Source organism: Ensifer sp., from assembly GCF_031989085.1.
GTDB lineage: Bacteria > Pseudomonadota > Alphaproteobacteria > Rhizobiales > Rhizobiaceae > Ensifer.
Genome location: NZ_DALZXU010000004.1, coordinates 336,645 through 347,374 on the forward strand (window position 1 = coordinate 336,645; position 10,730 = coordinate 347,374).

Below are 10,730 nucleotides of genomic sequence, written 5' to 3' on the forward strand. Positions count from 1 at the left end.
TCAGAGTCCCGTTTCGATCGCCACCGCCTGGCCGGTCGCCGCCGCCTTGACCACGGCAAGACCTGTTGCCAGCGACCAGACGCCATCCTCACCCGTTGCCGAGGGCCTGCCATCGCCTTCGATGGCTGCGTGGAAGGCGGTAAGCGCGGTTTCGTAGAGATTGGCCGGATCGAGCGGCAGCAGGCTTTCGCCCTCGGCATTGCGAAGCGTGACCGTGCCGACCGGCTTTTGCGTCATGACATCGCGGCCGATCAGCGATCCTTCCATGCCATGCACCTCGAACCCGGTTTCGGCGAACTTGGTGGTGAAGGCATCATGGAACTGGGCGATCACCCCGGAGCGAAAGCGCAGGACACCCATGACGCCATCCTCCAGCCCTTCCTTGCCCATGCCGGCGCTATGGCTGATGGCAACGGCTTCGGCCGGGTCGTCGTTGAGCACGAAACGCAGGGTGTCGGCATCGTGAACGGTGATATCGAGGATGACGCCGCCTCCGGCCTCCGGCCGTTCGAGCCGCCAGCCCTGCAGATGCGGCGGAAGATAGACGGCGTGGAAGACCCTGGCAGCGATCGGCCGACCTATCCGGCCTTGCGCAATGGCGTCCCGCATCGCCCTGTGGGCGGCGGCATTGCGCAGGTGGTGGTTGGTGGCAAGCACCACGCCGGCTTCGCGCGCTGCGACCACCATGTCGCGCGCATCCTCCAGCGTCATCGCCAGGGGCTTTTCACACAAGACGTGCTTGCCGGCGCGAATGGCGGCCAGCGTCTGCTCGCGATGAAGCTCGTTGGTGGTCGAGACGTAGACCGCCTTGACATCGGGATCGCCGACCAGTTCTTCCAGCGACGTCACCGACTTGCCGATACCGTTTTCCGTGGCATAGAGCGTGCCGCGCTCGGCGCTGGTGCTCATCACCGAGATAACTTCGCCGCCCGTCGCACGAATTGCGCCGATGACCCATTCACGCGCGATCGTGCTCGCGCCGACCAGACCCCATCCCGTCATGACAATGCCTCCCTCGTTCTGCGCTCGACCGCAGCACCACAGCTCTGGCGAACGACGAGGCGCACCGAACCGACGATCGATTCGGCCTGCGCCTTGCCTGCATTGATCTGCTTCAGCAGCAGCTCGGCCGCCCGCTGCCCCATACCCTGCGGATCGACCGAGACGGTCGTCAGCGCCGGCACCGCCGTCTTTGCCTCGATCACGTCGTCGAAACCGATCACGGCAAAATCGGCCCCAGGCTCCAGCCGCCGCGCCCGCAGGCCGTCACAGACGCCGAAGGCCACCGCATCGTTGAAGCAGAGCGCCGCCGTCGGCCTGTCGGAAAGCATCATCGCCTGCTCGATCGCGGTCACGCCACCGGCGCGCGATGGCGCCGAGCCGATGACAAGCGCCTCGGTGGCATCGAGTCCCGCCTCGAGCAGGGCATCGCGATAGCCGCGCATACGCGCTTCGAACACGGCGGTATCGGGAAAGCCGCCAAGGAAGGCGATGCGTCGATGCCCGCGCTCGATCAGATGGCGCACGGCCGCCATGGCGCCGGCATGATTGTCGGATGTCAGCGAGGAAACGCCGGCATCGGCGATATCACGAACGACCAGCACCACGGGAATGCCGCTCTCGACCAGCGGCGCCAGATCGGCCGCTTCGGTGCCGCGTGCCGGCGAAATGATCAGGCCGGAAACCCCATGCTCGCGCATGGATGCCACGACCTCGCGCTGACGTTCGATCTTTTCACCGGTATTGGCAAGAAACTGGACGAAGCCGGCCTGCTGCACCATGACGTCGACGCCAACCGCAAGCTCGGCAAAGAAGCTGTTGGTGAGATCGTTGACGACGATACCGATGATCTTCGACTTCGACTGGCGCAGATTGGCGGCGCTGCGATTGTAGACGTAGCCGAGATCGCGAATGGTCGCATTGACCTTGGCGCGCGTGACCTCGTTGACCAGCGGGCTGCCCTGCAGCACGAGCGACACGGTCGACTTCGACACGCCGGCTGCGTGCGCTATATCGACCACCGTTACCCGTTCCTTGACCACGCCATCCTCCCAAACATGCCTTATTTTTCACATTCATAATTGGAACGTTCCAAATCCGTCAAGTGAAATTTGCGTTTCACTAGGCTTCATCGAGCAGAGTTGATCGTCGAAACTGAGCGATCAACTATGGCTTCAGCGAAAAAGTTAGGCCTTCTATGATCATAATATGATATTTTTACAGGTACTTATAGAGATCTGAATGCGACTGCCGCCGGCCAAAGACGACGCCTGGCGTGGCGGCAGCGAGAAATGCCGCTTGAAATTTGGAACGATCTAAATTATTCGAATGAAACGGTCCGAGGAGGAGACGAAAGCCGATGACAAGCCTGACGTTGCCACGCCAAGACGGCTCGCTGGAGCAATACCGGCTGACGGGAACCCCGATTGAGCGGCCGCGCGCTGCGCCGACCTTCAGCCGCATCGCCTATGCCGCCGCACACGTGGTCTCCGACCCGCTGCGCGACACGGATCCCTGGGGCAACGCCGCCATCGACTGGGAACAGACGATGGCGTTTCGCCATCATCTCTGGAGCCTGGGCTTCAAGATCGCGGAGGCCATGGACACGGCCCAGCGCGGCATGGGCCTGGCCTGGCCGGGCGCACAACAATTGATCCGCCGGTCGCTGGCAGAAGCGCGAAGCGTGTCCGGGGCAGACCTTGCCTGCGGTGCCGGCACCGACCATCTCTCGCCCGCAGACGCCCGCTCGCTTGACGACGTCATCGCCGCCTATGAGGAGCAGATCGGCTTCGTGGAGGGTGAGGGTGGCCGCGCCATCATGATGGCAAGCCGCGCGCTTGCCCGTGTCGCCCGTTCGCCCGACGATTATCGCCACGTCTACGGCCACATCCTGCGCCAGACGAAGGGCAAGGTGGTGCTGCACTGGCTCGGCGACATGTTCGATCCGCAACTTGGGGGATATTGGGGATCGCACGATTTCGATGACGCACTCGACGCGGTGCTGTCGATCATCGAGGCCAACCGCGGCAAGGTCGAAGGCATCAAGATTTCGCTGCTCGACAACGCAAAGGAAGTTGCGCTGCGCAACCGGTTGCCTGACGGCGTGCTCTGCTTCACCGGCGATGACTTCAACTATGCGGAACTGATCGAGGGCGACGGGCAAAAATACAGTCATGCGCTGCTCGGCATCTTCGACGCTGTGGCGCCTTCCGCCTCCAAGGCGCTTGCGGCATTGGCCAAGGGCGACTGCGCCACCTTCCGCGGCGTGATCGAGCCGACCGTGCCGCTGTCACGCAAGATTTTCGAGGCGCCGACGCAGTATTACAAGGCCGGCGTCGTAGTGCTTGCCTGGCTGAACGGCCATCAAAACCATTTCACCATGCCTGCCGGTATGCAATCGGCCCGTGGCCTGCTGCACTATGCTGATATCTTCCGGCTTGCCGACAGGGCCAATGTGCTTGACCAGCCGGAACTTGCGGTGAAGCGGATGCAGAACCTTCTTGTGACCCTCGGCGTCGAACAGGCCGGCTGAAACGGGAAGCGGCGCCCATAGGGGGCGCCGTCCATGATCGGGGCAGGGGCTCGTTGGTTTGCCTCAGAACGTCGCCGTCAGGCTCATCCAGAAGCGGCGGCCTTCGCCGACGGCATTGAAATCCGTCGGCTCCACCTCCTTGTCGAAGAGGTTGTAAACGGCGGCATTGAGGATCAGTCCTTCGCCGAGTGCGTATTTCGTGCCGATATCGACGGTCGTGTAGGCGTCGTACTTGCGGCCCTGCTGGCCGTTGATCGTCACCGGCTTGCCGTTGGCGCCGATGCGCGCCCCGGCGGTAATCTCCGCGCCGTGATAGCTGACCGATGCCCAGGCCTCCAGCCCCTCGACCGGCGTGAACCAGTCTGCCCTGAGATTGGCCATATGCTCCGGCGTGCGCGCCAGCGGAAAGCCGGCATAGGTTCCGGTCATCTGTTCGGACTGCGTATAGGTGTAGCTGCCGCGCAGCGTCAGGTCGGCGGTCGCATTCCAGGTCGCCGTCAACTCGACGCCCTGGATGACGGCATCGTCGATATTGTAGTTGTACCAGAGCAGGTAGTTCGGATCCTCGCTCCAGCGCACCTGCCTTCCGGCGGCATCGAGAACCGGCAGGTTCGTGATCTTGTCCTTGAAATCGGTGTAGAAATAGGTGCCGCCGAGGATAACGTCGCCATTGTCCCAAACCGCACCGATTTCATAGCTGGTGCTCGATTCGGCCTTCAGGTTGGGGTCGGCGATGATCACGCCGCAGTTACCGGCCGGCCCGTAGATGCAGCCGCCACCGCCGGTGGTATAGGCATAACCGGGCGCGATGCTGCGGATATCAGGTGCACGGAAGCCGGTGGAGACGCCGCCCTTGACCGTCAAGGTGTCGGTCGCGTCCCAGACGCCATAGAGGCGCGGGCTCAGGTGGTAGCCGTACTGCTCGTGGTGATCGAGACGCAAGCCCCCCGTCAGCGCGAAATTGTCGACCATGCGCCATTCGTCCTCGGCAAACAGCGCCCACTGCGTTGCGGAGAATTTTTCCGTAAGAGCGGTGCGCCGTCCGGGGTTCTGGTCTGACAGGCGCGCCTCGAAGAACTGTCCTCCGGTGACGAGCGTGTGGCTGCCTGCGAGCTCGAACGGCGTCGTGAACTTGCCGTCGATGACCGTGTTGCGCACCTGCGGCGCGCGCGGCTGCTTGATGAAACGGCGATCCGCCTGGGTGTCGTTGTAGGTTCGCCGCTCGGCCCATTCCTGCAGGATCGAGAATTCGGACGTGGTCGGCCCCCAGCGCCCGGTATGGGAGAACGACCAGTGATCGCGGTCGTTCTCGTTGTAGGTGCTGGCGGCCCTGGGACCCGGCGCGATCGTGTTGCCGATGTTGGCGTCACGCCGCAGCCGCGCCTTGCCGCCCTCGAGGAAGAAGTCATGGTCCTCGTTCGGCGTGTAGGCAAGCCGCGCCGTCAGGTCGTGCTCGCGGGCACCGGTGATGCCCGAGAGGAACTTGTCCTCGCCGCGCTTCAGCCCGCGTCCCCAGATCTGCATGCCGAGCGTATCCTTCAGGATCGGGCCGCTGGCGTAAAACGACGTCTGTCCCGAATTGCCGAAGCGCTGGTGCTGCTGCATCGTGCCATCCATGGTCACCGAGCCCGACCACGTGTCTGCAACCTTGCGGGTGATGATGTTGATGACGCCGCCCATGGCATCGGAACCATAAAGCGACGACATCGGCCCGCGCACGATCTCGATGCGTTCGATGGCCGCCGCCGGCGGCACGAAACTCTGTTCGAAGCCAGAATTGCCGTTGGTGCGGGCATCACGCGTGCTCTGGCGCTTGCCGTCGACGAGGATCAGCGTATACGAGCCGGGCAGGCCGCGGATGAAGATGTCGCGCTCGTTGGCAACGCCGGTGACCGCCACGCCCTGAGCATCGCGAAGGGCGTCGGTCAGGTCGCGGAATGAGCCTTTTTCCAGCTCCTCGCCAGTTACCACCGTGATGCTTGCCGGTGCGTCCTTGACGTTCTGCTCGAAGCCGGCCGCCGTGACGACGATCTGCTCCAGCTCCGTGCTCTTCTCCTTGCCTTTGGCTTGCTGTGCCAGGGCCTCCACCGGCACGCTCAGCGCCGTACCGGCGAGGCAGGCGTAGAGGAACCGCTGCGCCTGCCGAGACGGCTGCGGCGCGGTCCCGCGCCGGAACGGTAACGCGAATGTGTGCCGCTCGATACGGCTATCCAGCGGGCGGCGCGCCTCTATGCTCATCTTTGTCCCCACAAATAACTTGAGTGCTACGGTCCACTTAGATAATGGCCGAACTGGTGGCAACGGCGCTGTTTTAGAACAGCTCTAAATGTGAATGGGCGCAAAACACCGGTTTCGAATATGCCCGGAGCCTGTTGAGGGACGGACGACGATGAAGACTCGCGCGCGGATGGCGCCAGCGCCGCAAGACCGGCAGACCGACATGGGCAGGCTACGCCTGTTGCTCGCGCTCGATGCGCTGTTGCGCGAGAACAGCGTCAGCCGGGCAGCGGCAAGCGTCGGCCTGCAGCCATCCGCCATGAGCAGGCTGCTCTCCCAGCTGCGCGAGCAATATGACGACCCGCTGTTCCTGCGCACCGGCCATGGCTTGCGGCCGACACCCCTTGCCGAAGCATTGCGGTTGCGCGTGCGGGCCCTTGCCGCCGAGACGGAAGCGCTTTTCCATCGGTCGGGCGATGCGGCGGCGACGTCCAACGCGGCGCACAGCGGCTGGGAAGGGGTAGGGCTGATCGCGGCGCCCCCGCTCGCCGCGCGGCCGAGCCTGATGCTGGATGGCGAACCGACGCCGGAAGCCTTCGCCGCCAAGCTGGCGCGGATCGGCGACGACGCGGCGCCGCAGCGCCGGCTGGCGCGCAACATTGCTACCATCGGCACCGGCGCCGGTCGCAGCCGGCCTTTGAGCGAGACGGAAGCGGAAGATGCCTTGGCGATCATCCTCGCCGGGGAGGCGGATCCCGTGCAGATCGGCGCGCTGATGGCGGCCCTGCAGTATCGCGGCGCGACCGCCGTGGAGATCGCCGGCTTCGTCAGGGCGATCCGCCGCCACATCGGCGCTACCAGCCGTGGCGCGGCCGATCTCGACTGGCCATGTTATCTCTCACCGAAGCTGAAGACCGCGCCATGGTTCCTGCACGCGGCAAGGCTCGTGGCGAGCGCCGGCTTCCGCGTCGTGCTGCACGGCCATTATGGCGAACAAGGCGCCGAGCGCGGCAAGCTCGAAATCGCCGCCGCCCGCAGCGGCATCGCCGTCTGCGCGTCGCTCGACGATGCCAAAAGCGCGCTGGCAAGGACCGGGATCGTCTATCTGCCGCTACCGGCACTATCGCCGCAGATCTACCGCCTTCTCGGCCTCTATGGGCTGATGGAGATGCGGATCCCGCTCGGTTCCGCCGTGCATCTGATCAATCCCATGGGCGCGCGCACCAGCCTGCTCGGGGTCGCCAACACGGCCGCAAGGACACTGAGCCGCGACATCGCGCTTCTGCTCGGCGTCAAGGAACTGACGATCCTCGGCAACACCCGCGACCACGCCGAGTTCACCCCCTATCGCCAGACGCCGTTGTTTCGCCTGGTTGGCGGCGAGGTGGAGGACCTGGTCATTCCCGCATTGACCGCGCCACCCGCCGAAGCGCGCACCGGCCTCAGCACCCGCGAGTACTGGGAGGCGGTCTGGACGGGAGCGGCCCGCGACGAACGTGCCGAGACGACGATCGTCACCACGGCGGCGACCGCCCTTCTGAGCCTCGGCAATTCGTCGGACTTCGAGGCCGCCTGCGAGACGGCGCGGGCACTCTGGGCGGGCCGATCGCGCCAGATGGCGCGATAGATCCGCCTCAATGCTCAGGCCGCCAGCCCTTTCTTGGCGAGCATCGCATCCGGGCTCGGCAGCTTGCCGCGGAAACCCTTGTAGGCGTCTTCCGGATCGATCGAGCCGCCGACCGAATAGACATTGTCCTTCAGCTTCTGCGCCATGCCGGGATCGAAGGCATTGCCGGTCTCTTCGAAAGCGGCAAACGCATCCGCGTCGAGCACCTCCGACCACATGTAGGAATAGTAGCCGGCGGAATAGCCGTCGCCGGAGAACACATGCAGGAAGTGCGGGCTGCGGTGGCGCATGACGATCGACCGCGGCATGCCGATCTTCTCCAGCGTCGCCGCTTCGAGCGCCATCGGTTCACCCTGCGCTTGCGCGGTGTGGTAGGCCATGTCGACCAGTGCCGAGGACGTGAACTCCACCGTCGCGAAACCGGAATTGAAAGTGCGCGCGGCAAGCACCTTGTCGAGCAGCGCTTCAGGCATCGGTTCGCCGGTCCGATAATGCACCGCATAGCGCTTGAGGATATCAGGAACCGTCAGCCAGTGTTCGTAGAGCTGGGACGGCAATTCGACGAAGTCACGCGACACGCCAGTGCCGGAAACGGACGGGTAGGTGACATTGGATAGCATGCCATGCAACGCGTGCCCGAATTCGTGGAACAGCGTGCGCGCATCGTCGAGCGACAGCAGCGCCGGCTTGCCTTCGGCGGGCTTGGCGAAATTGCACACGTTGTAGATGATCGGCAGCTCGCCGACGGCACCGTTCTTGAGTGTCAGCTTGTGTTGCGACTGGAACGAGCTCATCCAGGCGCCCGAACGCTTCGACGACCGCGCGAAATAGTCGCCGAGGAACAGGGCCGTAAGCCTGCCGCTCGCATCGCGCATCTCGAAGACCCGCACGTCGGGGTGATAGCCGGCAACGCCCTTCTTCTCTGTCGCAGTGATGCCGAACAGACGCTGGGCGACATCGAAGCTGGCCTCGATGATCTTTTCCAGCTGCAGGTACGGCTTCAGCTCGCCTTCCGAGAAGTTGAACTTTTCGGCACGCAGTTTTTCGGCATAGTGGCGCCAGTCCCATGGCATGACGTCGTGATTGCGACCTTCAGCGGCAACCAGCGTGGCAAGATCGGCTTCCTCCTCGCGGGCACGGGCAACAGCCTTCTCCCAGACCTGCATCAACAGGCCGTTCACCGCCTCCGGCGTCTTGGCCATGGTGTTGTCGAGCTTCAGCGCCGCATAGTTGTCATAGCCGAGCAACTTTGCCTTCTCGGCCCGAAGCGCCAGGGTTTCGGCGATAAGGCCGCGATTGTCGGTCTCGCCGCCGTTCTCGCCGCGCGCGATCCAGGCGCGGAACGCCTTTTCCCGAAGCTCGCGATTGTCGGAGAAGGTGAGGAACGGCTCGATGATCGAGCGCGACAGCGTCACCGCGTACTTGCCCTGCTGGCCGCGGTCGCTGGCGGCAGATGCCATCGCATCGCGCAGGAAATCGGGAATGCCAGCAAGATCCTCCTCGCTATCCAGAAACAGGGCCCAGTTCTTTTCGTCGGCAAGCACGTTCTGGCCGAACTTGGCACCGAGACCGGCGAGGGTCTCGTTGATACCGGCCAGCCGCTCCTGCTGCTCCTTTGGCAGCTTCGCACCGGACTTGACGAACCCCTTCCAGTGCCGCTCCAGCACCCGGGTCGCTTCGAGATCGAGGCCGAGACTTTCCCGGTTTTCCCAGAGCGTATCGATGCGTTTGAACAACGCGGCGTTCATGCCGATCTTCGAATAGTGCCGGGACATTTTCGGCGCGATGTCGCGCTCCAGCGCCTGGATCGTCTCGTTGGTGTCGGCGCCGGCCTTGTTCCAGAAAATCGAGGAGATCCGCGAAAGCGCGTCGCCGGCGATCTCAAGCGCGATCACCGTGTTTTCGAAGGTCGGTTGATCGGGGTTGCCGGCAATGTCATCGATCTCCGCCTCATGCGCCTTGAAGGCGGCCTCGAAGGCCGGTGCGAAGTCCGTGTCCTTTACCAGGTCGAAGCGGGGCAGGCCCTCATGTCCGGTCCAGGTCGTCAGGGCGGGATTGAGCGGGGTGCTGGCGGTCATGAAAGGTCCTTTCGCATGCACAGACCGGAGTGGAGCCCGGGAGGGTAGCGCCCGCGACGCCGGCGGCACGTCGGGCGGAAGAGCTTGAGGTGGTCGCTGACGATCTCGACGTCAAGGCTTGTGCGTCAGGGCTTGCGCAGACCGAGAAGACCGGGAGCGGCATGCCATACGGCCTGGATGGCAAAGCCGATGAACAGCAGCCCCGACAGCCGAACGATCGCCAGCTCATGACGCCGATAGAAGCGCCGCACCACGGAAGCACCGATGATGACGATCAGGATCAGGTCGGCGACGAGAAAGCCGATGAGCGAGACCCCGAGCAGCATCGGCAGCGCGTCGAATTCCAAGGCGTTGGCGGAGCCCGCGAGCAACGCGGTGAAAGTGGCGAGCGCTACCGGATAGCCCTTGGGATTGGTCAGGCCGAAGATCAGCCCGCGCCGAAGCGGCTTCTCCACGGTGATCAGCGCCCGGTTATCGCCTTTCGGCCGGGCGCGCAGCGCCGTCCATCCGATCCAGCCGAGATAGAGGCCACAGAAGAGACCGAGAATATCGAACACCGTCGTTCCGACCGAACGGGCGCCGATGATCGCCACCAGCGCAAGCCCCGACCAGAGGATATCGCCGGCAAGGTGCCCGCCCATGAACAGCGCGCCCGCCTTGCGGCCCTGGCCGGCACCGATGCCGAGCAAAGCGAGGAAGGCCGGCCCGGGAATGAGCGTATAGGAAAGGGCAGCGAGAAAGGCACCGATCAGCAGCGTTTCAGACATGGCAGGTCCCCGGTTGTTTCGGCGGCCATTCGATCCCCAGCCGGTGATTCCGTCAAGCGGAAAGGCAAGACGCAGCGGATGTCCAGGCAAAGACGGCGGACGGCGCGCTTCGACGGCTTCGTGGCCGGCGCCGGCGTGTCGCTAGCGACCGAAAACGCCAGTCCGGCTGCGGCCGAAGGTCAGTTTCCCGAGACTGACGGCGAGCAGGTTTATGATCTCGATGACGAAGCTGCGCATGGTCCCGATCCTTTCGTGGGCGTTGCAGGCCGTGAACGCAACAATTCCAGCCTTTCCGCCAATGCGCATTGTCGCCGGGAACAGCCAGCACACCGGCATTGCGACGCACAATTCTTTCGTCGCGACGATTTCCCTCGATACGAAGTTGCGCTAAGACGCGCGCAAGTTTTCCCCGCGAGAAGGACTTTCCATGACAGTGCGCAATCTCTTCCTTCTGCCCGGCGACGGCATCGGCCCGGAAGCCATGGCGGAAGTCCGCAAAATCATCGCCT

At 64.1% G+C, this 10,730-nt stretch carries 8 protein-coding genes; 3 read left to right on the forward strand and 5 right to left on the reverse strand.

The window, feature by feature from the left end; genetic code table 11:
* Together RTP54_RS20485 and RTP54_RS20490 are read right to left on the reverse strand one after the other, a co-directional pair.
* Entirely contained in the window at nt 1-1,002 is a 1,002-nt protein-coding gene (locus RTP54_RS20485) for a Gfo/Idh/MocA family oxidoreductase (protein WP_312365486.1), read from the reverse strand.
* Nucleotides 999-2,042, reverse strand: coding sequence for a LacI family DNA-binding transcriptional regulator (locus RTP54_RS20490; protein WP_312365488.1), 1,044 nt, complete (start codon nt 2,040-2,042; stop codon nt 999-1,001). The genes RTP54_RS20485 and RTP54_RS20490 overlap by 4 nt, the downstream gene beginning before the upstream one ends.
* 317 nt (nt 2,043-2,359) lie before the next feature.
* On the opposite strand from RTP54_RS20490, the gene RTP54_RS20495 reads away from it, so the two are divergent.
* On the forward strand, nt 2,360-3,532 hold the full coding sequence (locus RTP54_RS20495) for a dihydrodipicolinate synthase family protein (RefSeq protein WP_312365490.1): 1,173 nt from the start codon (nt 2,360-2,362) through the stop codon (nt 3,530-3,532).
* A 63-nt stretch (nt 3,533-3,595) separates the two neighbouring features.
* On the opposite strand, the gene RTP54_RS20500 is transcribed toward RTP54_RS20495, so the two are convergent.
* Nucleotides 3,596-5,770: a TonB-dependent receptor domain-containing protein gene (locus RTP54_RS20500; RefSeq protein WP_112806721.1), complete on the reverse strand. Its 2,175-nt coding sequence runs from the start codon at nt 5,768-5,770 to the stop codon at nt 3,596-3,598.
* A 151-nt stretch (nt 5,771-5,921) separates the two neighbouring features.
* On the opposite strand from RTP54_RS20500, the gene RTP54_RS20505 reads away from it, so the two are divergent.
* A complete protein-coding gene (locus tag RTP54_RS20505) occupies nt 5,922-7,376 on the forward strand; it encodes a glycosyl transferase family protein (protein WP_312365493.1) in 1,455 nt (484 codons plus the stop codon).
* A gap of 14 nt (nt 7,377-7,390) precedes the next feature.
* Here RTP54_RS20505 and RTP54_RS20510 read toward each other — a convergent pair whose 3' ends face one another.
* Both RTP54_RS20510 and RTP54_RS20515 read right to left on the reverse strand, forming a co-directional pair.
* Entirely contained in the window at nt 7,391-9,454 is a 2,064-nt protein-coding gene (locus tag RTP54_RS20510; RefSeq protein ID WP_312365495.1) for a M3 family metallopeptidase, read from the reverse strand.
* Between the two features lie 125 nt (nt 9,455-9,579).
* Nucleotides 9,580-10,221, reverse strand: coding sequence for a LysE family translocator (locus tag RTP54_RS20515; protein WP_112814927.1), 642 nt, complete (start codon nt 10,219-10,221; stop codon nt 9,580-9,582).
* 78 nt (nt 10,222-10,299) lie between these two features.
* Here RTP54_RS20515 and RTP54_RS20520 point away from each other — a divergent pair.
* A partial coding sequence (locus RTP54_RS20520) for a hypothetical protein (protein WP_312365497.1) occupies nt 10,300-10,730 on the forward strand: 431 nt, incomplete at its 3' end.